This window comes from Streptomyces spororaveus (assembly GCF_016755875.1).
Classification (GTDB): Bacteria; Actinomycetota; Actinomycetes; order Streptomycetales; family Streptomycetaceae; genus Streptomyces; species Streptomyces spororaveus.
On sequence record NZ_BNED01000005.1, the window covers coordinates 4,471,782 to 4,493,473 of the forward strand.

The 21,692-nt window shown below is 70.5% G+C and carries 18 protein-coding genes and 1 pseudogene; 9 read left to right on the top strand and 10 right to left on the bottom strand.

Annotated elements, in window-relative coordinates:
* Positions 1 to 8: 8 nt before the first annotated feature.
* The 5 genes from Sspor_RS22470 to Sspor_RS22490 form a co-directional block, all read right to left on the bottom strand.
* Positions 9 to 488 (bottom strand): NUDIX domain-containing protein, encoded by a 480-nt coding sequence (locus tag Sspor_RS22470; protein WP_202200742.1) that lies wholly within the window; start codon positions 486 to 488, stop codon positions 9 to 11.
* A gap of 61 nt (positions 489 to 549) precedes the next feature.
* Positions 550 to 1,455, bottom strand: a complete 906-nt coding sequence (locus Sspor_RS22475; protein ID WP_202200743.1) for a LysR family transcriptional regulator — start codon at positions 1,453 to 1,455, stop codon at positions 550 to 552.
* 188 nt (positions 1,456 to 1,643) lie between these two features.
* Positions 1,644 to 2,804, bottom strand: coding sequence for a cystathionine gamma-lyase (locus tag Sspor_RS22480; protein ID WP_202200744.1), 1,161 nt, complete (start codon positions 2,802 to 2,804; stop codon positions 1,644 to 1,646).
* A complete protein-coding gene (locus tag Sspor_RS22485) occupies positions 2,801 to 3,292 on the bottom strand; it encodes a low molecular weight protein-tyrosine-phosphatase (RefSeq protein WP_202200745.1) in 492 nt (163 codons plus the stop codon). The genes Sspor_RS22480 and Sspor_RS22485 overlap by 4 nt, the downstream gene beginning before the upstream one ends.
* An 11-nt stretch (positions 3,293 to 3,303) precedes the next feature.
* The gene (locus Sspor_RS22490) at positions 3,304 to 3,684 is read right to left on the bottom strand and encodes a phage holin family protein (RefSeq protein WP_030713863.1); all 381 of its coding nucleotides are present in this window, start codon (positions 3,682 to 3,684) and stop codon (positions 3,304 to 3,306) included.
* Positions 3,685 to 3,773: 89 nt separating this feature from the next.
* On the opposite strand from Sspor_RS22490, the gene Sspor_RS22495 reads away from it, so the two are divergent.
* The 4 genes from Sspor_RS22495 to Sspor_RS22510 all read left to right on the top strand — a co-directional run bounded on the left by Sspor_RS22495 (position 3,774) and on the right by Sspor_RS22510 (position 6,063).
* Positions 3,774 to 4,091 carry a cupin domain-containing protein gene (locus Sspor_RS22495; RefSeq protein WP_202200746.1) on the top strand — a complete coding sequence of 106 codons (318 nt, stop codon included), beginning with the start codon at positions 3,774 to 3,776 and terminating at the stop codon, positions 4,089 to 4,091.
* Positions 4,092 to 4,246: 155 nt separating this feature from the next.
* Positions 4,247 to 4,474 carry a DUF5326 family protein gene (locus Sspor_RS22500; RefSeq protein ID WP_202200747.1) on the top strand — a complete coding sequence of 76 codons (228 nt, stop codon included), beginning with the start codon at positions 4,247 to 4,249 and terminating at the stop codon, positions 4,472 to 4,474.
* Between the two features lie 295 nt (positions 4,475 to 4,769).
* The gene (locus tag Sspor_RS22505; protein WP_237403975.1) at positions 4,770 to 5,516 is read left to right on the top strand and encodes an IclR family transcriptional regulator; all 747 of its coding nucleotides are present in this window, start codon (positions 4,770 to 4,772) and stop codon (positions 5,514 to 5,516) included.
* 97 nt (positions 5,517 to 5,613) lie between these two features.
* Positions 5,614 to 6,063, top strand: a complete 450-nt coding sequence (locus tag Sspor_RS22510) for an SsgA family sporulation/cell division regulator (protein ID WP_202200749.1) — start codon at positions 5,614 to 5,616, stop codon at positions 6,061 to 6,063.
* Positions 6,064 to 6,189: 126 nt separating this feature from the next.
* On the opposite strand, the gene Sspor_RS22515 is transcribed toward Sspor_RS22510, so the two are convergent.
* The gene (locus Sspor_RS22515; RefSeq protein ID WP_372499693.1) at positions 6,190 to 7,674 is read right to left on the bottom strand and encodes a YibE/F family protein; all 1,485 of its coding nucleotides are present in this window, start codon (positions 7,672 to 7,674) and stop codon (positions 6,190 to 6,192) included.
* Between the two features lie 212 nt (positions 7,675 to 7,886).
* Between Sspor_RS22515 and thiC the strand changes: the two genes are divergently transcribed.
* Positions 7,887 to 9,674: a phosphomethylpyrimidine synthase ThiC gene (thiC, locus tag Sspor_RS22520; RefSeq protein ID WP_237403977.1), complete on the top strand. Its 1,788-nt coding sequence runs from the start codon at positions 7,887 to 7,889 to the stop codon at positions 9,672 to 9,674.
* A gap of 129 nt (positions 9,675 to 9,803) precedes the next feature.
* Here thiC and Sspor_RS40690 read toward each other — a convergent pair.
* The 3 genes and pseudogenes from Sspor_RS40690 to Sspor_RS22535 all read right to left on the bottom strand — a co-directional run bounded on the left by Sspor_RS40690 (position 9,804) and on the right by Sspor_RS22535 (position 13,459).
* Positions 9,804 to 10,620 (bottom strand): annotated as a pseudogene (locus tag Sspor_RS40690) (hypothetical protein).
* Positions 10,621 to 10,768: 148 nt separating this feature from the next.
* Positions 10,769 to 12,058, bottom strand: coding sequence for a metallophosphoesterase (locus Sspor_RS22530; RefSeq protein WP_202200751.1), 1,290 nt, complete (start codon positions 12,056 to 12,058; stop codon positions 10,769 to 10,771).
* Between the two features lie 285 nt (positions 12,059 to 12,343).
* Complete coding sequence (locus Sspor_RS22535) at positions 12,344 to 13,459, bottom strand: LacI family DNA-binding transcriptional regulator (protein WP_202200752.1); 1,116 nt, start codon at positions 13,457 to 13,459, stop codon at positions 12,344 to 12,346.
* 361 nt (positions 13,460 to 13,820) lie between these two features.
* Here Sspor_RS22535 and hisC point away from each other — a divergent pair, with 361 nt between their 5' ends.
* Complete coding sequence (gene hisC / locus Sspor_RS22540) at positions 13,821 to 14,900, top strand: histidinol-phosphate transaminase (RefSeq protein ID WP_202200753.1); 1,080 nt, start codon at positions 13,821 to 13,823, stop codon at positions 14,898 to 14,900.
* A 39-nt stretch (positions 14,901 to 14,939) separates the two neighbouring features.
* Here hisC and Sspor_RS22545 read toward each other — a convergent pair whose 3' ends face one another.
* Positions 14,940 to 15,308, bottom strand: coding sequence for a cyclophilin-like fold protein (locus Sspor_RS22545; RefSeq protein ID WP_202200754.1), 369 nt, complete (start codon positions 15,306 to 15,308; stop codon positions 14,940 to 14,942).
* Between the two features lie 191 nt (positions 15,309 to 15,499).
* Between Sspor_RS22545 and Sspor_RS22550 the strand changes: the two genes are divergently transcribed.
* Genes Sspor_RS22550 through cydD form a run of 3 tightly spaced genes read left to right on the top strand, consistent with a single transcriptional unit; the run spans position 15,500 to position 21,678 of the window.
* Positions 15,500 to 17,005: a cytochrome ubiquinol oxidase subunit I gene (locus Sspor_RS22550; protein ID WP_202200755.1), complete on the top strand. Its 1,506-nt coding sequence runs from the start codon at positions 15,500 to 15,502 to the stop codon at positions 17,003 to 17,005.
* Positions 17,006 to 17,023: 18 nt separating this feature from the next.
* Entirely contained in the window at positions 17,024 to 18,025 is a 1,002-nt protein-coding gene (cydB, locus tag Sspor_RS22555) for a cytochrome d ubiquinol oxidase subunit II (RefSeq protein ID WP_202200756.1), read from the top strand.
* A gap of 59 nt (positions 18,026 to 18,084) precedes the next feature.
* Entirely contained in the window at positions 18,085 to 21,678 is a 3,594-nt protein-coding gene (gene cydD, locus Sspor_RS22560; RefSeq protein WP_202200757.1) for a thiol reductant ABC exporter subunit CydD, read from the top strand.
* Positions 21,679 to 21,692: the final 14 nt, after the last annotated feature.

Genomic DNA, 21,692 nt, shown 5'->3' on the forward strand with positions numbered 1-21,692 from the left:
GCGCGGCTTCAGCCCAGGTCGGGAGCGTGCATGGCGCGGACACCCTCGATGTTGCCGTCGAGGTAGTGCCGCAGGGACAGCGGGACGAGATGGACGGCGGCGATGCCCACCCGGCTGAAGGGCACGCGGACGATCTCGTACTCGCCCTCGGGCTCGTCGACCTCGGGGCCGTGCCGGAGGCTCGGGTCCATCGATTCGAGGCGGCAGACGAAGAAGTGCTGCACCTTCACGCCGGTCACCCCCCTGTCGGCGATGTGCTCGACGGTGTCGACGAAGCAGGGCACCACATCGGTGATCTTCGCGCCGAGTTCTTCGTGGACCTCCCGGTGGAGGGCGTCGACGACCGTGGGGTCCGAGGGCTCCACTCCCCCGCCGGGGGTGAGCCAGTACGGGTCGACGCCGGGCCTGGTGCGTTTGATGAGGATCAGGTCGCCACCGTCGAGCAGGATCGCGCGGGCGGTGCGTTTGACCACGGGACGTTCGGTCATGGGAGAAGAGTGGCCCACCACTCCGCTTCTGAAACGCGCCACGGGCCGGAAAACGGCGGACTCACCAGTGTGCTGCGGCATCCAGCAGCCGGTCGTGCGCCCTGGCGAGGTGGGCGAGGGCCAGGCTCCCGGTCCGTACGACCAGGAACCAGGTGCGCAGCGGCGGTACCGCGGGCTCCGTCAGCGCCACGATCCGACCGCTGTCGAGGGCGTCCTGGCACAGGTAGCGGGGCAGGACGGCGAGCCCGGCACCGGCCCGGACGCATTCCAGTACGGCCCGCAGGTCGGGCACGACCACGGTGGCGGCCAGCGGCCCGGCATCGGGCAGGGGGTCGAAGACGGCGGACCAGTAGCGGGCGACGAGCGGCAGGCTCTCGTGGACCTCGACGAGCGGAATGCCGTCCAGCGCGGCGGAACCCTCCTCGCGCAGCCGGCCCATGTCGACGAGGGCGGCCCAGTAGGGCGCGGCGACCAGGACGTGCTCCTCGTCGCACAGCGGGGTGGCGGTGAAGAGCCCGCCCCGGGGGTGGGCGGTGGTGACGACGAGGTCGTGGTGGCCGGCGGCGAGCCCGTCGAGGGTCGCCTCGGCATCGGTCTGCGGAGCGGCGCGCAGGGTGTGGCCCTGGCCGACCAGGAGCGAGAGGGCGGGGAGCACGCGCAGGCACAGGAACTCGGGCGGCCCGGCGACGTGGAGGGTCCGTAACGCGCCGGCGGCCTCCCGCTCGCCCTCGGTGATCCGCAGCAGGGCGTCGAGGTGCGGGGCCGCTTTGTGCGCCAGCTCGTCGCCGACGGCGGTGGGGGTGACCCCACGGGCCCGGCGGTGAAAGAGCGGGCGCCCCAACTGCCGCTCCAGGGCGCGGATCTGCGAGGTCACGGCGGGCTGGGAGAGTCCGAGCAGGGCGGCCGCACGCGTGAACGAGCCGGCCCGGTGGACGGCGACGAAGGTGCGCAGCAGGGTCAGGTCCATCGCTGCACCTCTCGGTGGGGGCCTTCAACTATAAATATGCAGATAGCTCCCTGTCGCTACCGTGATTGGACTCTGACGCAGAGTCAATTAGCCTTGTCACGTGGTTCTTCGCGCGCGGAACCCGGAGCGGTCCGAGCCACTAGGGGGGAGGCTCGGACCGCTTCTCCACGGCGTCGGCCGTTCCCGGTTCAGCCCTTGGCGCCCGCGTGGTCGAGGGCGCGCAGTACGTCCGTGACCAGGTCCTCGGTGTCCTCGGCACCGGCGGAGAAGCGGATGAAGCCCTCCGGCACGGCGTCACCTCCCCAGCGACCGCGCCGCTCGGCGGTGGACCGTACCCCGCCGAAACTCGTGGCGTCCTCCACCAGGTGCAGGGCGGCCATGAACCGCTCCGCGTGCGCGCGGTCGGGCAGGGTGAAGGAGACCACCGACCCGAAGCCCCGCATCTGCCGGGCGGCCGTCTTGTGGGAGCGGTCCGAGGGAAGGCCCGGGTAGCGCAGTCCGCTCACGTCCGTCCGGTGCGTCAGCGCCTCGGCGACGGCCAGTGCGTTGGCCCACTGGCGCTGCGCGCGCAGCTGGATCGTGGCCAGGGAGCGGTGGGCGAGCCAGGCCTCCATGGGACCCGGGATCGCACCGACGATCTTGCGCCACCGCCGGACGCGCGCGGCGAGCTCCGGATCGCGGCAGACGACGTACCCGAGCAGTACGTCGCCGTGGCCGGTGAGGCCCTTGGTGCCGCTCGCCACCGAGAAGTCCGCCCCCAGCTCCAGGGGCCGCTGCCCGAGCGGCGTGGCCAGGGTGTTGTCGACGGCGACCAGGGTCCGGCCGGCGTGCGCCGCGTCCACGAGGCGGCGTACGTCGCACACGTCGAGCCCGGGGTTCGAAGGGGTCTCGATCCACAGCAGCCGTGCCCCGTCGAGGGCCGCGAGCTGGGCGTCGTCGCCGGTCGGCGCGGTGCGCACGTGGATCCCGTACGCCTCCAGCTGTTCGCGCAGCAGGGGCAGCGCCTGGTAGCCGTCGTCGGGGAGGACCACGGTGTCGCCGGTGTGGGCCTGGGAGAGGAGGACGGCGGATACCGCCGCCATGCCGGAGGCGAAGACGATGGTGTGCACGGCCTCGCCGGGGGCTTCCAGTTCCCCGATCGCCCGTTCCAGCAGCGTCCAGGTGGGGTTGGTGTCGCGGCCGTAGGCGTACGGGCCTTCGACGTCGCCGGGCAGGTGGAAGTGAGCGGCGAAGACGGGGCCGGGCAGGGGCGGCTCGTTCTTGACCGCCTCGGGCAGTCCGGCCCGGACGGCGCGGGTGCCGTCGCCGAGCGCGGCCGTTCCGGTCTCCCGGGGGGCGTATTCGTTCACGCGGTGTGCTCCTTCACAGCGGCGCGTACGGCGTCCAGCAGGCCGGGGCTCGCGGCCTCGACCAGCTCCAGGCACTCCTCGAACCCGTCGAGCGGCCCGTAGTAGGGGTCGGGTACGTCGGTCTCCGCGGCCGGGGCCGCCGGATCGTAGGACCGCAGCAGCCGCACCTTGGCGGCGTCCTGCGCGGTGGGCGCGAGCGCCCGGAGGTCTCGCAGATGCCCGGCGTCGAGCGCGATGACGAGGTCCAGGCGGTCGAACCAGGAGGGGTGGAACCGGCGGGCCCGGTGGTCCTGTTCGTAGCCGGCCGCCTCCAGGACGGCGATGGTGCGCGGATCCGCGCCGTCCCCCTCGTGCCAGCCGCCGGTTCCGGCGCTGTCCACCTCGACCAGGGTGTCGAGCCCGTCCGCCGCCACGTGGGCACGGAAGACCGACTCGGCCATGGGGGAGCGGCATATGTTGCCCGTGCAGACGAAGCAGACGCGGTACATGGCAGGCCTGTTCAGTTCTTGTCGGGCAGGACCATGTTCATGGCCCAGGAGACGATGGAGATGATCAGGCCGCCGAGGAGCGCGGTCCAGAATCCGTCGACATGGAAGCTGAGGTCGAGCTTGGAGGCCAGCCACGAGGTCAGCAGCAGCATCAGCGCGTTCACGACGAGGGTGAACAGGCCGAGGGTGAGGATGAACAGCGGCAGCGAGAGCAGCTTCACCAACGGTTTGACGAGCAGGTTGACCAGGCCGAAGACCAGAGCGACCAGGATCAGGGTGAGCGCCCGTCGGCCCGTGCTGCTGCCGTCGTCGAGCGTGATGCCGGAAAGCAGCCAGATGGCGACGGCCAGGGCCGCCGCGTTGGCGAGCGTCTTGACTACGAAATTCGTCATGTGTCTGATCGTGGCAGAGAAGATCCCGGTGGGACATCCGCAGATCAGCGGATGCGAGGGAACGATCGAGTACAAGGGGCACAACGACGATGAAAGCCTTCCGGCTTGACGATCTCGAAGCGGAGCGGGCCGCGAACGACGGCGCCTATCTGCAGTTCCTGCGCGAGCGGAACATGTCGGTCGGGCTGTACGCACTCGACGCCGGACAGACCGATCCGCAGCTGCCGCACCGGCAGGACGAGGTGTATCTCGTCGTCAGCGGCCGTGCCTCGATCACGGTCGGGGAGGAGACGACGACCGTGGCGCGCGGGAGCGTCGTCTACGTCCCCGCGGGTGTCGCGCACAAGTTCCACCACATCACCGAGGACCTGAAGGTGATGGTGGTGTTCTCCCCGCCGGAGGGCTGAGCGGCCCGGCCGGATGAGGGTCGCGGCCCTGATCCCCCTAAGGGGCGGATCAGGGGACTCCGGGGGCTCGCGGGCCCCGCTACGGGGCCCCGGACTCCTAGCATCGAGAGCAGGAAGTAGCGGACCAAGCCACGGACGAAGAAGAGGTCGAGGACATGGACGGCATCCGACAGATATTCGCAGGCATGCCCTGGTGGGTTAAGTGGGTCGCGGTCCCGCTGCTGGCCCTCTTCGTCTTCGGCGGTGTGATCACCAGCATCCTGGGCGCGCTGATCGGGCTCGTCTTCAAGCTGCTTCTCTTCGTCGGCCTCGTCGGCGGCCTGATCTTCGTGGTGAAGAAGTTCAGCGGCGGCGGCTCGAAGTCCGCCTCCGGCGAGTGGTAGCCGGGAGCGGTCCGGGCGGGTCCGGCGTTGGGCCAGGTGAGGGAACCTGACCGGCTGAACGGCTCGCATCCCAGGAATCGGTGGATAGAGTGGCAATCTATGCCGTTCCCTGGGCACCGAAAGCCGGTACCGCCGCTCCGATCTGCCGCCCTGACCAGCGGCGACACAAACGAGCCGCCGAGTACGACCCCCAGGATCCACGGCATGCGCGGGGGCGGCCCCCGCAGGGCGGGCCTCCCCCAAGGCCCGCAGCCACGCCTGGGGGTGAGCTTTGTCTCCGGTTCACAATGCCGGTGTGCCGACTCTGATCGCTTCGGTGCAACGAGCGCTGAGGCTGCTCGAAGCGGCGGGGTCCCATGGCGGCGGCGCCCCGGCGAAACAGCTGGCGCGCGAGGCCGGGCTCCCGCTTCCCACCGCGTACCACCTGCTGCGCACGCTGACGTACGAGGGCTACCTGCGCAGAGTGCGGGGAGTGTTCGTGCTGGGCGAGGCCGCGGAGCGGCTCGCCGGCGGGGGACTCCAGCAGAAACGTCGCAGCATGATCCTCGACTCGCTCGCGCACTTCCGCGACACGGTCGGGGCCCCCGTCTACTTCGCGGTCTACCGCGAGGGTGAGATCGAGGTCGTGGGTGTCTCGGACACTCCGGCCAGCCCGGCCTGCGAGGAGTGGGCCGACTTCCGTGAGACCGGCCATGCGCACGCCATCGGGCAGTGCCTGCTCGGGCAACTCGACGAGAAGACGCGCAAGGAGTACTACGACCGGCATCCGGTCGAGGCCATCACCCCCTATACCGTCCGGGACCTGCGGTCCCTGGAAAACCGGATCGGGGCCCTCGGGCGAATGCAGCCGGTGATCGAACGCCAGGAATATGCCCTTGGCACGATCTGCGCAGCCATCCCCATGACGGCGGGCGATACCGTCGCAACGATGGCTATTTCTCTACCTCTCCACCAAGAAGACCGATTGCGCTATGTAGTCAATCGGCTACAGAGTGAAGTAGGCGCGCTGTTGAGCACCCTCTCGTTCTCTATCAGTATCTGAAAACTCACTCCTTGTGATCTGCTACCGCTTCCACCACTCTTGTCAAGTGGGTCCCGGGGGATCATTCTTGGCCACTTCAACTACAGCGGGGTAGTCAATGCGCGAGTCGGTACAGGCAGAGGTCATGATGAGCTTCCTCGTTTCCGAGGAGCTCTCGTTCCGGATTCCGGTGGAACTCCGGTACGACGCACGCGACCCCTACGCAGTCCGCCTGACCTTCCACCTTCCCGGAGATGCGCCCGTGACCTGGGCGTTCGGCCGGGAGCTCCTCCTCGACGGCATTAACAAGCCATGCGGTGACGGCGATGTGCACATCGCCCCCACCCACCCGGAGGACTTGTCCGACGTCCACATTCGGCTCCAGGTGGGCGGCGACCGGGCGCTGTTCCGTGCCAGCGCGGCGCCGCTCGTCGCGTTCCTCGACCGCACCGACCGGATCGTTCCGCTCGGACAGGAGCGCAATCTGGGGGACTTCGAGGAGAACCTCGACGAGGCCCTCGTCAAGATCCTCACCGAAGCGCAGCAGAACGAGCAGAACGCCGGCTGAACCGCCGCCGACCGGGATACCCGGCCGCCTCATCAACCGTCGACCGACCGACCGTCGACCGACCGACCGTTGACCGACCGTCGACCGACCGGCCGGCAGTCGACCAGCCGTCGGCCGGCCGACTGATCAGCGCTTTCGCCGTCGACCCCGGCCGCGGACCGGCCCCGCGGCCGGAGCGCCGGCCGGGGATCCCGGCCGGTCGGCGGAAACCACCAGCGCCGCCAGCGCCGTTGTCACGGGGACCGAGGCCACCAGGCCGATCGAGCCCACCAGCGTCCGTACGATCTCCTCCGCCACCAGCTCGCTGTTGGCCACCGAACCCATGCTGCTGTTCGCGATCGAGAACAGCAGGAGCAGCGGCAGCGCGGCACCCGCGTAAGCCAGCACCAGCGTGTTGACCACCGATGCGATGTGGTCGCGACCGATCCTGATGGCCGCCCGGTACAGGGCGCGCGGCCCCATCGAGGGGTCCGCGTGGTGCAGCTCCCACACCGCCGACGTCTGGGTGACCGTCACGTCGTCGAGCACGCCCAGCGATCCGATGATCACACCCGCGAGCAGCAAACCGCTCATGTCGATGTCCGGGTACAACCCGTGGATCAGCCCGGTGTTGTCGTCGGTGTTGCCGCTGAGGAACGCCCAGTCGATGAACCCCGAGCCGAGCAGGCCGATCAGCAGCAGCGAGACGAGCGTGCCGAGAACGGCCACCGAGGTGCGGGCGGTCAGCCCGTGGCACATGTAGAGCGCGATCAGCATGATGGCGCTCGCCCCGACCACCGCGACGACCAGCGGGTTCGAACCCTGCAGGATGGCCGGGAGGATGAAGAGGGTCAGCACGCCGAAGCTGACCACCAGGGCGACCAGCGCGAACAGCCCGCGCATCCGCCCGACGACGACGACCGCGACCGCGAAGATGCCGGCCAGCAGCGCCATCGGGAGCTTGCGGTTCACGTCGATCACCGAGTACTGGAGGTCGCGCGGGGCGTCCGGCGCATACGCCACCACCACCTCCTGGCCGTCCTCCAACTGCCGTGGCGCGCCCGGCTGGACGATCTCCACGAAGGTGCGGCCCTTGTCCGGGCCGCTGGTGACCTCGACGGTGGCCTTCTTGCACTCACCTCTCCGCGCGGCCTGCGCCGCACCGCCCCCGGAGGCGGCGGGGTTCCCGGACGACGCCGCCTGCCCGGCGTTCACCGATGCGCAGTCGACCTGTTCGATCGAGGCGACCACACCCTGCTGGGTCTGCCGGTCGAACCCCACCCCCGTGCGCTCGTGGCCCGGGGCGCCGCCCGGCCAGAGCACCACCATGCCGACGAAGACGGCCACGGCGAAGGGGATCAGTACGGCGGCGATGACCTTGCGCAGGTGCTTCGAGACGGGGGCCGCCGGGCCGTGGCCATGGCTGTGGCCGTGGCCGTGGGACTGCCCCGAGGGGCGCCCGTCGGAGCCGCCGTCCGAGCCCCCGTGGGAGTGCGCGTCCGAGCCCCCGTGGGAGTGCGCGTCGGCGTGCCCTTCGGACGGTCTGGCGGACGGTCCGGGGTTCGCGTGCGCGTGGCCGTTGTGGCCACGGGTCTCAGTGGGCTCGGTGGGGGGCTGCAGCGAGGGCGTCACCAGCAGATCATCGCAAGAGATGAGGGGGCCCACTGTTCAGCACGCCATGGATGACGCTAGCGTGGGGGCACCTTTGCACAACGCGGGAGCTCGGAGCACCGGGCTGAGAGGACGCTGATCACCGTACGAGCATCACGGATGCGTACGGGAAGAGGCTGCGTCGACCGCCGAACCTGTTACCGGGTAATGCCGGCGTAGGGAGATCAGGTCTCATGACCATTCAGGACGCACGCACGCCTGCCGTCAGCCAGGACGCCGACGGCCAGACCGAGCGCCAGCCCGGCTGGCACAAGGGATACCTCGCGGGCTCCCGCCCCGACCTCCGGGTGCCGGTCCGCCAGGTCCACCTCACCAACGGCAAGGACGTGACGCTCTACGACACGTCCGGCCCGTACACCGACCCGCAGATCGAGACCGACGTCCGCCGCGGCCTCGCGCCGCTGCGCGAGAACTGGATCATCAGCCGCGGGGACACCGAGGAGTACGCGGGCCGCCCCGTGCGCCCCGAGGACGACGGCATCAAGCACACCTCCCCGCGCGGCGGCCTCAAGAACCTCGACGCGGTCTTCCCCGGCCGCCCCCGGCAGCCCCGCCGGGGCCGTGGCGGCGCCGCCGTCACGCAGCTCGCGTACGCCCGCCGCGGTGAGATCACCCCGGAGATGGAGTACGTCGCGATCCGCGAGAACGTCTCCCCCGAGGTCGTCCGCGAGGAGATCGCCGCAGGTCGCGCGGTGCTTCCGGCGAACGTGAACCACCCGGAGATCGAGCCGATGATCATCGGCAAGCGCTTCCTGGTGAAGGTCAACGCCAACATCGGCAACTCCGCCGTCACCTCCTCCATCGAGGAGGAGGTCGACAAGATGACCTGGGCGACCAAGTGGGGCGCCGACACGGTCATGGACCTCTCGACGGGCCGCAACATCCACACCACCCGCGAGTGGGTGCTGCGCAACTCCCCCGTCCCGATCGGCACCGTCCCGCTCTACCAGGCGCTGGAGAAGGTCGACGGCCGTGCCGAGGACCTGACCTGGGAGATCTACAAGGACACGGTCATCGAGCAGGCCGAGCAGGGCGTCGACTACATGACGGTCCACGCCGGCGTGCTGCTGCCCTACGTGCCGCTGACCGCCCGCCGCAAGACCGGCATCGTCTCGCGCGGTGGCTCGATCATGGCCGCGTGGTGCCTGGCGCACCACAAGGAGAACTTCCTCTACACGAACTTCGAGGAGCTCTGCGACATCCTCGCGACGTACGACGTCACGTACTCCCTCGGCGACGGGCTGCGCCCCGGCTCGATCGCGGACGCCAACGACGCCGCCCAGTTCGCCGAGCTGAAGACGCTGGGTGAGCTGAACACGATCGCCAAGCGGCACAACGTCCAGACGATGATCGAGGGCCCGGGCCACGTCCCGATGCACAAGATCAAGGAGAACATCGACCTCCAGCAGGAGATCTGCGAGGAGGCGCCGTTCTACACGCTCGGCCCGCTGACCACGGACGTCGCCCCGGCCTACGACCACATCACCTCGGGCATCGGCGCCGCGATGATCGCCTGGTGGGGCACCGCGATGCTCTGCTACGTCACGCCCAAGGAGCACCTGGGCCTGCCCAACCGCGACGACGTCAAGACCGGTGTCATCACGTACAAGATCGCGGCGCACGCGGCGGACCTGGCCAAGGGCCACCCCGGTGCCCAGGAGTGGGACGACGCCCTGTCCGACGCCCGGTTCGAGTTCCGCTGGGAGGACCAGTTCAACCTGGCCCTGGACCCGGACACGGCCCGCGAGTTCCACGACGAGACCCTCCCGGCGGAGCCGGCCAAGACCGCGCACTTCTGCTCCATGTGCGGTCCGAAGTTCTGTTCGATGAAGATCTCGCAGGACATCCGCCGTGAGCACGGCGGCGACCTGAAGGCGGACGAGATCCAGGCGGGCATGGCGGAGAAGTCCGCCGAGTTCGCGGCCTCGGGCAACCGCGTCTACCTGCCGCTGGCCGACTGAGCGCGCAGGGCGCGGCAGGCGCGGTACGCGCAGGAACACACGGGGACGGACCCGCGACCCATGGGGGGAGCCGCGGGCCCGTCCACCGGTGAAGCGGTGACGCGCCCGACGGCACGCCACCGCCGGGCGTCACTCGGGATCGTGTTCGGGGCCGCCGAAGTCCGGGCTCGTGAAGTCCGGAGGCGAGTAGCCGGGCCGGGGGCTCTCCGACGGGGATCCCGGGCTGGTGAAGTCGGGCCGGCTGTACCCCAGGTTGGGGATGCGTCCGGCCGCCGGTGTGCGGGGGGGTGGGAAAGCCCGGGCCGGCGCTCGGGTCGGCCAGTGCGTCCCGCAGGAACGGCACGATGCCGCGCTCCAGCAGGGCGTGCCGCCAGGCCTCGCGGGCCCGCGCGACCTCGTCGGGTATCGCCTCGGTCTCGTCCGCGACCACCTCGGTCGCGCTGTTGCGGACCGCCGTCACCAGCAGCCCGATCACGGCGCAGAGCAGGGCGGCCGCGGTGAGCCCGCCGAAGAGCCAACCCGCCGTCAGCATGGTCTGGGCGAAGGCGGGTTCGGGCTCGATCATCTTCAGGATGTAGCCCACGAGCAGGAAGATCAGCATGGCGGTGCCCGCCAGGACCGGCGCGAGGACCGCGACCACGGCGCTGATGCCCGCGCCGCCGCCGCTCTGGCCGTCGTCCTCGTCTCCCGTCGTGCCGGCCGCGGTCAGGGCCTCGTCGCGTCGTTCCTCGCGGACCTTCACGTAGTGGCCGTACTCGGCGGCGGCCGCGGCCGCCAGCAGGGCGCTGGCCCCCTGGGCCATGGTGCGCAGCTGTTCGGCGTTCAGCCGTTCGCCGAGGGTGGCGAGCTCGGGCCGCTCGCGCGCGGCGCGCAGCGCCTCGTCGACGAGCCGGTCGAATTCCGGTCGGTCTTCGGTCAGCAGGTGCGGAGCGCTGGTCATGTGCATCCCCCGATGCTCCGTAGAAGCCGGTATGCCCGCGTAGACCCGGGCGCCGGCACAAACGGAGGAGAGCCTGCTACGGATAGAGCGATGGTAGAGCGCCCACGCCACGCCGTGACAGGGGCTTTCCGGAAATACCCCTCTCCGTAAGCTCTCAGTCGCTCAGGGGGAGTTGGACGACGAGCAGTTTGCCCGCCATCGTCACTCCGCCGTCCATCGCGATGGCGAGCCCTTCCGCGTACACGTGCGGGCCGTCCACGGCCTCGGGGCCCCGCGACTCGTCGCCGTCCTCGGTGCCCACTTCGCCGAGCAGGTAGGGGATGGGGCTGTGCCCGTGGACGACGCGGCTGCCGCCGTAGGTGTCGAGGAGTTCACGTACGGCCGCCGGGCCGGTTCCCTCGTCGCGGAAGGCGAACCGCTTGGTGAACTTGCGGAAGAGGTCCCAGGTGATGTCGGCGTCGCCGCGGTTGAGGAGCTCGTGGATGGTGTCGTTGACGTCCTCGACGGAGTCGCCGTAGTCGAGGTAGGCCGTGGTGTCGGAGTGCAGCAGCAGGTGGCCCTCCTCCAGGACGGCCGCGTCCAGGCGGGACATCCACTGGAGGTGGACGTCCTGCAGGCGCTCCATGTCGGTGCGCTGGCCGCCGTTGAGGAGCCAGGCGGCCTGGAAGGTGGCGGTGCCCGCGCCGGAGACCACCGGGGTGTCGCCGAACCGCTTGGCGCCGATGAGCAGGAGTTCGTGATTGCCCATCAGGGCCTTGCAGTAGCCGCCGGCGGCGGCGGCCTCGGCGGACAGCCGCATGACGAGGTCGATGACGCCGATGCCGTCGGGGCCGCGGTCGGTGAAGTCGCCGAGGAACCAGAGCCGGGCGTTGCCGGCGGACCAGCGGCGCTCGGCGTCGATCAGACCCTGGGCGTGGAGTTCGGTGACGAGCTCGTCGAGGTAGCCGTGGACGTCGCCGACGACGTAGAGCGGGCCGGGGCCCGCGGTCTGCTCCTGGGGCACGTACTGGACCTGGACGGTGTCGCCCGGGCCGCCGAGTGCGCCGCGGCCAATGACGGGCAGGTCCCGGTAGGTGGGGGTGTAGCCCTCCGGCTGCTCGTCCTCGTCGGCGCCGTGGGGCGTCGCGTGCGCCGGTTCGGCGTCGGGGCGGGCGTGCAGGCGCGTGTCGGGGTACGGAGGCTGCTGCGCGGGCTGCTGCGGCCCCGCCGGCTGCAGCGGCACGGCAGGACGCTGCGCGGGCGCCTGCGGCGGGTAGCCCGGCTGCGGGGGCGTGTTCGGCGTGCCGTCCTCGTAGTACGCCGGGTACTCGCCGTACACCGGGGGCTCCCCGGGCAGCCCGGATGATGTGGACACGGCGTACAGGGCGGGTTCGGTGACTGGAACCCGGAAGTCCCGCAGCGTGTCCGTCCGCATCGCGGGTCCCTGACCGGCCCCCTGAGTCATCGACCCCTCCACCACCGTCGCGCTGCCGTACACCTGCGGACCCTCCTGACCTCCAGGGAGGAGGGTCCGTGATGTCGTGCGCCCATCATAGGAATGCGGCTCGCGCTCTGTGACGCACCAGGGGTGGTGAATCCTTTGCGGAGCCGATCGTTCCTACCGCTTTCTCCCGATATCGGCGTAGCTGAAATCCTCGGCCGGTCCTTGGTAGGTGCTCGGTCGGTCGTCGGATGTTCCTCGGACGGTCCTCGGCCGGCCCTTCGGCAGGCCGACCGGACGGTCTGTCGGTCAGTCCTGGGCCGGCGAACGGGGCGGGCTGATGGTCGTGCGGGGCTGCCTGCGCTGCGACGAGGTGCGGATGATGAGTTCGGTCGGGACGACCTGCTCGACGGGGCGTCCGGCGTTCACTCCCTCGATCGCGTCGATGAGGAGCTGCACGACGGCGGTGCCGATGCGGCGGGGTTTCAGGGACAGGGTGGTGATGGGCGGTTCGGTGTTGGCGTAGACGGTGGACTCGCTGCAGCACACGAGCAGCAGGTCCTCGGGGACGCGCAGGCCGTAGCGGCGGGCGGCGGCGAGCAGGTCGGTGCCGTTGGGGTCGAAGAGCCCGTAGACCGCGTCGGGGCGGTCGGGGCGGGCCAGGAGCCGGTCGGCGGCCACGGCGCCCGCGCACGGGTCGTGGGCGGGGTAGGACTCGTACACGGGGTCCTGGCCGACGCGCTCGCACCAGCTCAGGTAGGCGGTGGTGGAGAGCCGGGTGTAGGTGTCGGTGGTGGTCCCGGTGAGCAGGCCGATCCGGCGGGCGCCGGCGGCGGCGAGGTGGTCGAGCAGGCCGAGTACGGCGGCCTCGTGGTCGTTGTCGACCCAGGCGGTGACGGGGAGGGAGCCTGCGGGGCGGCCGTCGGAGACCACGGGCAGACCCTGGCGGACCAGTTCGGTGACGACGGGATCGTGGTCGGAGGGGTCGATGACGACGGTGCCGTCGAGGGCGACGTTGGACCACACGTCGTGGCGGGAGGTGGCGGGGAGGATGACCAGGGCGTAGCCGCGGGCGAGCGCGGCGGAGGTGGCGGCCCTGGCCATCTCGGCGAAGTAGGCGAATTCGGTGAAGGTGAAAGGTTCATCCCCGTACGTCGTGACGGTCAGGCCGATGAGGCCGGACTTTCCGGTACGGAGGGTGCGGGCGGCGGCCGACGGGCGGTAGCCCAGCCGGTCGGCCACTTCGCGAACGTGGCGGCGGGTGGCGTCGGGCAGCCGTCCCTTGCCATTGAGCGCGTCGGAGACGGTTGTGATGGAGACGCCCGCCGCGGCGGCCACGTCCCTGATGCCGGCCCGGCCCTGTCGGCCGGCGGCCCGCCGGGTGGTCTCGGTCCGGCTCACCTGATGCTTCCCTGCTGCTGTCATGGCGAGCCGATAGTAGGGCTCGGCGGGGAGGGTGGTCTGGGTGCATATGCAGGCGTTGACAGGCACGTTTCTGCATGGTTCGCCACCCCCGATGACCTTGGAAATGAAGGCGTTTGATTGCTTAGAGTGAGTGTGGGCCTTGTCGTCGGGTCCGGGCATGCCAAAACGATGCGATCTCGGGCCGTTCTCAACTCACCTGCACGAGGGATGCGCGCCACGGCGCAGGCCACCGGCGCACGCATATATGCGTGCGCTCCCCCGCATTCCAGGCGCCCCCATTCTCGGAACGGCGGAATCCTCATAAGGTGAGCAGTATTGAGTCGACGGCGACGTCGTACGGGACGGTCGAGGAGGACCTGCGGTGAGCGAGAAGAGCCCGAAGCTGCGCGCCGAGCTGGACGGCATTCCGACATACAAGCCCGGCAAGCCGGCTGCCGCGGGAGGGTCTGTCGCGTACAAGCTGTCCTCGAACGAGAACCCGTATCCGCCGCTGTCGGGCGTGCTGGAGACCGCGGTCGCCGCGGCCGGGAACTTCAACCGGTACCCCGACATGGCCTGCACCGGCCTCGTGAACGAGCTCGCCGAGCGCTTCGGCGTGCCGGTCGAGCACATCGCCACGGGCACCGGCTCCGTCGGCGTGGCCCAGTCGCTGATCCAGTCGACCGCCGGCCCGGGCGACGAGGTGATGTACGCCTGGCGCTCCTTCGAGGCGTACCCGATCATCACGCAGATCTCGGGCGCGACCTCGGTGCGGGTCCCGCTGACCGACGGGGACGTGCACGACCTGGACGCCATGGCCGCGGCGATCACCGAGCGGACCCGGCTGATCTTCGTCTGCAACCCGAACAACCCCACCGGCACGGCCGTGCGCCGCGCCGAGCTGGAGCGCTTCCTGGACCAGGTGCCCTCGGACATCCTGGTGGTCCTCGACGAGGCGTACCGCGAGTTCGTACGGGACGCGGACGTTCCGGACGGCATCGAGCTCTACCGCGACCGCCCGAACGTCGCCGTGCTGCGTACGTTCTCCAAGGCGTACGGGCTGGCGGGCCTGCGCGTCGGCTTCGCGGTCGCGCACGAGCCGGTGGCGGCGGCGCTGCGCAAGACGGCGGTGCCCTTCGGCGTCAGCCAGCTCGCGCAGGACGCGGCGGTGGCTTCGCTGCGCGCCGAGGACGAGCTGATGGGCCGCGTCGGGGCGCTGGTGGGCGAGCGCACGCGGGTGCGCGAGACGCTGGTCGCCCAGGGCTGGACCGTGCCGGACACGCAGGCGAACTTCGTGTGGATGCGGCTGGGGGAGCGGACCGCCGAGTTCGCGGAGGCCTGCGAGAAGGCCGGTGTGGTGGTCCGGCCCTTCGCGGGCGAGGGCCTGCGGGTCACGATCGGTGAGACCGAGGCGAACGATCTCTTCCTGCACACGGCGGAGGCCTTCCGCAAGGAGCTCTAGCCGGTGAGGCGCCCCTGGCGGTGAGGGGCCCGGTACGGCTCAGGCGAGCTCCACGCGGACGGGATCACCCTCGCGCACGGTGGACAGCAGGCGGGGGTCGCCGTCGAAGGAGCCGAGCACGTTGCACGGGCTCGCCAGGCGGCTCTCGCCTCCGCGGGAGATGGGCGTGGGGCCGTAGGGCAGCGCGAGAGCGTCGCCCTCGGTCCAGAAGGCGACCGTGCCGGGGGCGACGACCTGCTGTGCGTCGTGCTCCAGGGCGACGGAGACTCCGGTGTCGAAGTAGACCTCCTCGCCCCAGGTGTTGGCGGAGGCGGAAATCGGAAGGGCCTCGGCCAGCGCCTTGCTGGTCGGGGTCTCGTCGAGGGTTGCGGTGAGCTGGCCCGCGGGCCAGGAGATTCGTATCTGCATGCGCCGCATTCAACAATCTGTTGAATCGATTGGCTAGAGGGGTACCCCGCTCGAAGGTGGCTGAGGGCGGTGCGACATAATGCTTGTGAATGTGAACGCGTTCACAAGCGTGTCCTGCTTCCTCCCGGTATGGAAGGAACCCGCCAGGCAGACTGCGGCTGTGACCACGGCGACGACAAGGAGAAGACGACGTGGACCTAGCTTTGGCGCCGGAGACATTGGCGCGATGGCAGTTCGGCATTACGACCGTCTACCACTTCCTCTTCGTACCCCTGACGATCTCGCTCGCCGCCCTTACGGCGGGCTTGCAGACGGCGTGGGTGCGCACCGAGAAGCAGAAGTACCTCAGAGCCACAAAGTTCTGGGGAAAGCTCTTCTTGATCAATATCGCGATGGGTGTCGTCACCGGCATCGTCCAGGAGTTCCAGTTCGGCATGAACTGGTCCGACTACTCGCGATTCGTCGGCGACATCTTCGGGGCTCCCCTGGCCTTCGAGGCGCTGATCGCCTTCTTCTTCGAGTCGACCTTCATAGGTCTGTGGATCTTCGGCTGGGACAAGCTGCCCAAGAAGATCCACCTCGCCTGCATCTGGATGGTGTCCATGGGCACCATCCTGTCCGCCTATTTCATCCTGGCGGCCAATTCCTGGATGCAGCACCCGGTCGGGTACCGCATCAACGAGGAGCGGGGCCGGGCGGAGCTGACCGACTTCTGGCTCGTGCTGACCCAGAACACCGCGCTCACCCAGTTCTTCCACACCATCACGGCCGCCTTCCTGGTCGGCGGCGCGTTCATGGCCGGAATCGCGGCCTTCCACCTGGCGCGCAAGAAGCACATCCCCGTCATGCGGAGCTCGCTGCGCCTCGGCCTGATCGTCATGATCATCGCCGGTATGGGCACGGCGATCAGCGGTGACCTGCTCGGCAAGGTCATGTACAAGCAGCAGCCCATGAAGATGGCCGCCGCGGAAGCGCTGTGGGACGGCGAGGCGCCCGCGCCCTTCTCCGTCTTCGCCTACGGAGACGTGGACAAGGGCCACAACAAGGTGGCGATAGAGGTCCCCGGCCTGCTGTCCTTCCTGGCCAACGACGACTTCACCTCCTTCGTCCCGGGCATCAACGACGTCAACAAGGCGGAGCAGGAGAAGTTCGGTTCCGGCGACTACCGGCCCAACATTCCCGTCGCCTACTGGGGCTTCCGCTGGATGATCGGCTTCGGAATGGCCTCCCTCGGTGTCGGGGTGCTGGGCCTGTGGCTGACCCGCAAGCGCTTCATGCTGCCGGCGGGCCTGCGTACCGGGGAGGACGAGGTCCCCCACCTGGTGCTCTTCAAGAAGCCGCTGAGCCCGAAGTTCGCCAACCTGTACTGGATCGTCGCGCTCTGGACGATGGGCTTCCCGCTCATCGCCAACTCCTGGGGCTGGATCTTCACCGAGATGGGCCGCCAGCCCTGGGTGGTCTACGGGGTCCTGCGCACCAGGGACGCGGTCTCGCCGAACGTGTCCCAGGCCGAGGTGCTCACCTCGATGATCGGCTTCACGCTCCTCTACGCCGTGCTGGCCGTGATCGAGGTCAGGCTCATGGTCAAGTACGTCAAGGCCGGACCGCCCGAACTCACCGAGGCAGACCTCAATCCGCCCACCAAGATCGGCGGGGACGACAAGAACCCCGACCGGCCGATGGCCTTCTCGTACTGAGGCCGAGGAGCGCACACCATGGAACTCCACGATGTCTGGTTCGTACTCATCGCCGTCCTGTGGACCGGCTACTTCTTCCTGGAGGGCTTCGACTTCGGCGTCGGGGTCCTGACCAAGCTGCTCGCCCGTGACCGCACGGAGAAGAGGGTCCTGATCAACACGATCGGGCCCGTGTGGGACGGGAACGAGGTCTGGCTGCTCACCGCGGGCGGTGCCACCTTCGCCGCCTTCCCCGACTGGTACGCCACCCTCTTCTCGGGCTTCTACCTGCCGCTGCTGCTCATCCTGATCTGCCTCATCATCCGTGGCGTCGCCTTCGAGTACCGGCACAAGCGCCCCGAGGAGCGGTGGCAGACCAACTGGGAACACGCGATCTTCTGGACCTCGCTGATCCCCGCGTTCCTGTGGGGCGTCGCCTTCGCCAACATCGTGCGCGGCGTCAAGATCGACGAGAACAAGGAGTACGTCGGCAGCCTCCTCGATCTGCTGAACGTCTACTCGATCCTCGGCGGACTGGTCACCCTCACCCTGTTCACCTTCCACGGCACGGTCTTCACCTCGCTCAAGACCGTCGGTGAGATCCGCGACCGCTCGCGGAAGCTGGCCACCCGGCTGGGTGTCGTCACCGCCGTCCTGGCGCTGGTCTTCCTGATCTGGACCCAGGTCTCGCGCGGCGACGGTACGAGCCTGATCGCCATGATCGTCGCGGTGCTGGCGCTGGTCGGGGCCCTCGGCCTCAACCTGGCCGGCCGCGAGGGCTGGTCGTTCGCGCTCTCCGGGGTCACCATCGCGGCGGCCGTCGCGATGCTCTTCCTCACGCTCTTCCCGAACGTCATGCCGTCCTCGCTGAACGAGGCCTGGAGCCTCACGGTCACCAACTCCTCGTCCAGCGCCTACACCTTGAAGATCATGACCTGGTGTGCGGCCGTGGCCACCCCGCTCGTGCTGCTCTACCAGGGCTGGACGTACTGGGTGTTCCGCAAGCGGATCGGGACGCAGCACATCGTCGATGTGCACTGAGTTCCCGCGACGCATGACCTGCCCGTCCGGCTGACGACCTCCCCGAGGGGATGTTTCACGTGAAACCGATCGACCCGCGCCTGCTCCGGTACGCCCGTTCCACCCGCCTCTTCCTGGGGGCGATGGTGGCCCTGGGCCTTGCCGGGGCGGGGCTGGTCGTCGGTCAGGCGATGCTGATCGCCGAGATCGTGGTCGGAGCCTTCCAGGAGGGGCTCGACGGCCAGGCGCTCCGGACGCCGCTGCTGCTGCTCGCGGCGGTGGCGCTCGGGCGCGGGCTGATCGCCTGGCTCACGGAGCTGGCCGCGCACCGGGCCGGCGCGGCGGTCAAGTCGGAGCTGCGGGGCAGGCTGCTGGACCGGGCCGCGGAGCTCGGGCCCGGCTGGCTGGCCGGGCAGCGGACCGGCTCCCTGGTGTCACTGGCCACCCGGGGTGTGGACGCGCTCGACGACTACTTCTCCCGCTACCTGCCCCAGCTGGGGCTCGCGGTGGTCGTGCCGGTGGCGGTGCTCGCCCGTATCGTCACCGAGGACTGGGTGTCGGCGGCCATCATCGTGGTGACGCTGCCCCTGATACCCGTGTTCATGATCCTCATCGGTATGGCCACCCAGTCCCGGATGGACCGCCAGTGGCAGGTCCTCTCCCGGCTCTCGGGGCACTTCCTCGACGTGGTGGCGGGGCTTCCCACCCTGAAGGTCTTCGGCCGGGCCAAGGCGCAGGCGGAGTCGATCCGCAGGATCACCGATGACTACCGGCGCGCGACGATGCGGACCCTGCGCATCGCCTTTCTCTCCTCCTTCGCCCTGGAACTGTTGGCGACCCTGTCGGTGGCCCTGGTGGCCGTCACCATCGGCATGCGGCTGGTCCACGGCGAACTGGACCTCTACACCGGGCTGGTCATCCTGATCCTCGCGCCCGAGGCGTACCTGCCGCTGCGGCAGGTGGGAGCCCAGTACCACGCGGCCGCCGAAGGGCTGGCGGCCGCCGAGGAGATCTTCCGGGTACTGGAGACCCCCACCACCGGTACGGCCGGTACGGCCGAGCTGCCGGTCGGCGCTCCCCTGCGGATCGAGATCGAGGGGATCGCCGTCCGCCACGAGGGCCGGGGCGAGGACTCGCCCCGGCCGGTCTCGCTGACGGTGGGGCCCGGGGAGTGCGTGGCCCTGACCGGCCCGAGCGGAGCGGGGAAGTCCACCCTGTTCCAGGTGCTGCTGGGGTTCGTGACGCCCACCGCGGGGCGGGTCCGGGTCGCGGGCGTGGACCTGGCCGAGCTGTCGCCGGCCCACTGGCACCAGCAGATCGCCTGGGTGCCGCAGCGGCCGCACCTGTTCGCCGGGACGATCGGCGAGAACGTACGGCTGGCCCGCGCGGGGGCCTCCGACGCCGATGTGGCCGAGGCACTGCAGAATGCCGGCGCCTGGGAGTTCGTGACCGCGCTGCCGCGCGGGGTGGAGACACCGCTGGGCGAGGGCGGCGTCGGACTGTCCGCCGGACAGCGGCAGCGGCTGGCCCTGGCGCGCGCGTTCCTGGCGGACCGGCCCGTACTGCTGCTGGACGAGCCGACGGCGGCGCTGGACGGCGAGACCGAGGCGGGCATCGTGGACGCGGTCCGGCGGCTCTCCGCCGGGCGGACCGTCCTGCTGGTCGTGCACCGGCCGGCGCTGCTCGCCGTCGCGGACCGGGTGGTGGAGATGGCGGCGGGCGCCGGCCTGGAGGGGCAGCCCGCCGAGGGGACGCCCGCCCACCGCGCCGCTTCCCCGGCCGGCGCCGGGTCTCCCATCCCGGCTGCGGCCGGTGACCGAGGTGCGCACGTCCCGGACGCCGGGGAGTGGATCCTCGGTGCGGCGCACGACCGGGCGCCGCTGCCCGCCGGTGGCGGGACCGGATCGAATGCGGCCGGTGGTCCGCTGCGCCGGGTACGGGGGGTCGCCAGGGCGTGGCAAGGACGGTTCAGGCTCGGGCTGTTGCTCGGGGCGCTGGCCGTCGGATGCAGCGTCGGCCTGATGGCCGTGTCGGGCTGGCTGATCTCCCGGGCCTCGGAACAGCCGCCCGTGCTCTATCTGATGGTGGCCGTCACGGCCACCCGGGCCTTCGGAATGGGCCGCGCCGTCTTCCGGTACGCCGAGCGGCTCGTCTCGCACGATGCCGTGCTGCGGATGCTCGCGGACCTGCGGGTCTCCGTGTACCGCCGACTGGAACGCATCGCGCCCGCCGGACTGCGCGAGCACCGGCGCGGGGACCTGCTGGCGCGGCTCGTGGCCGACGCCGACGCACTGCAGGACTACTGGCTGCGCTGGCTGCTGCCCGCCGGCACCGCCGTGCTCGTCGGAACGGGCTCGGTCGCCTTCACCGCGTGGCTGCTGCCCGAGGCCGGAGCCGTGCTCGCCGCCGGACTGCTCACCGCCGGTATCGCGGTACCGCTGGTCAGTGGGGCCTGCGCCCGCCGTGCGGAGCGAAGGCTCGCTCCCGCCCGGGGCGAACTCGCCACCCGGGTGGCCGACCTGCTCACCGGGACCGCGGAGCTGACCGTGGCCGGAGCGCTGGAGGACCGCAAGGGCCGGGCACGGGAGAGCGACGGCCTGCTGACGCGCATCGCCGCACGCGGCTCGGCCGCGGCCGGGCTGGGCGGCGGCCTGTCGGCCCTGGTGTGCGGGCTCACCGTCGTGGCCGCCGCGGCCGTCGCCGCGAACGCCGTCCACGACGGACGGCTGTCCGGGGTGGCCATGGCCGTCGCCGTCCTGACACCTCTGGCCGCCTTCGAGGCGGTGAACGGCCTTCCGCTCGCCGTCCAGTACCGCCAGCGGGTGCGCCGTAGCGCCGAGCGGGTCTACGAGGTCATCGACGCGCCGGTTCCGGTCACCGAGCCCGAGCAGCCCGCCGCCGCTCCCGCTTCGCCGTTCCCGCTGCGGCTGACGGGCCTGTCCGCCCGCCACCCCGGACAGGAGCGCACCGCGCTGCGGGACCTGGACCTGACCCTGGAGGCCGGCCAGCGCATCGCCGTCGTCGGTCCCTCGGGATCCGGCAAGACCACCCTGGCCCAGGTCCTCCTCCGGTTCCTCGACCCGGCCGAAGGCGCGTACAGCCTGGGCGGGAGCGACGCGCGCACGCTCGACGGCGACGACGTACGCGCCCTCGTGGGCCTGTGCGCCCAGGACGCGCACATCTTCGACAGCTCGGTCCGGGAGAACCTGCGCCTGGCCCGGACCGGGGCCGACGAGGAGCAGCTGCGGCAGGCGCTGGCCGCGGCCCGGCTGCTGGAGTGGGCCGACGGCCTCCCGGACGGGCTGGACACGCTGGTCGGCGAGCACGGCGAGCGGATCTCGGGTGGTCAGCGCCAGAGGCTGGCCCTGGCCCGGGCGCTGCTCGCGGACTTCCCCGTACTGGTCCTGGACGAGCCGGCCGAGCATCTGGACCTGGCCACGGCGGACGCCCTGACGGCGGATCTGCTGGCCGCGACCGAGGGCCGGACCACCGTACTGATCACGCACCGGCTGGCGGGCCTGGAAGCGGTCGACGAGGTGCTCGTGCTGGACCGTGGCGAGGTCGTACAGCGCGGCCCGTACGCGGAGCTGGCCGCCGCCGAGGGACCGTTGCGGCGGCTGCTGGAGCGCGAAAGGGCAACGGACGGGACTTTGGCCAACTTTCCCCGCCAATAGGGACTAACTACTCT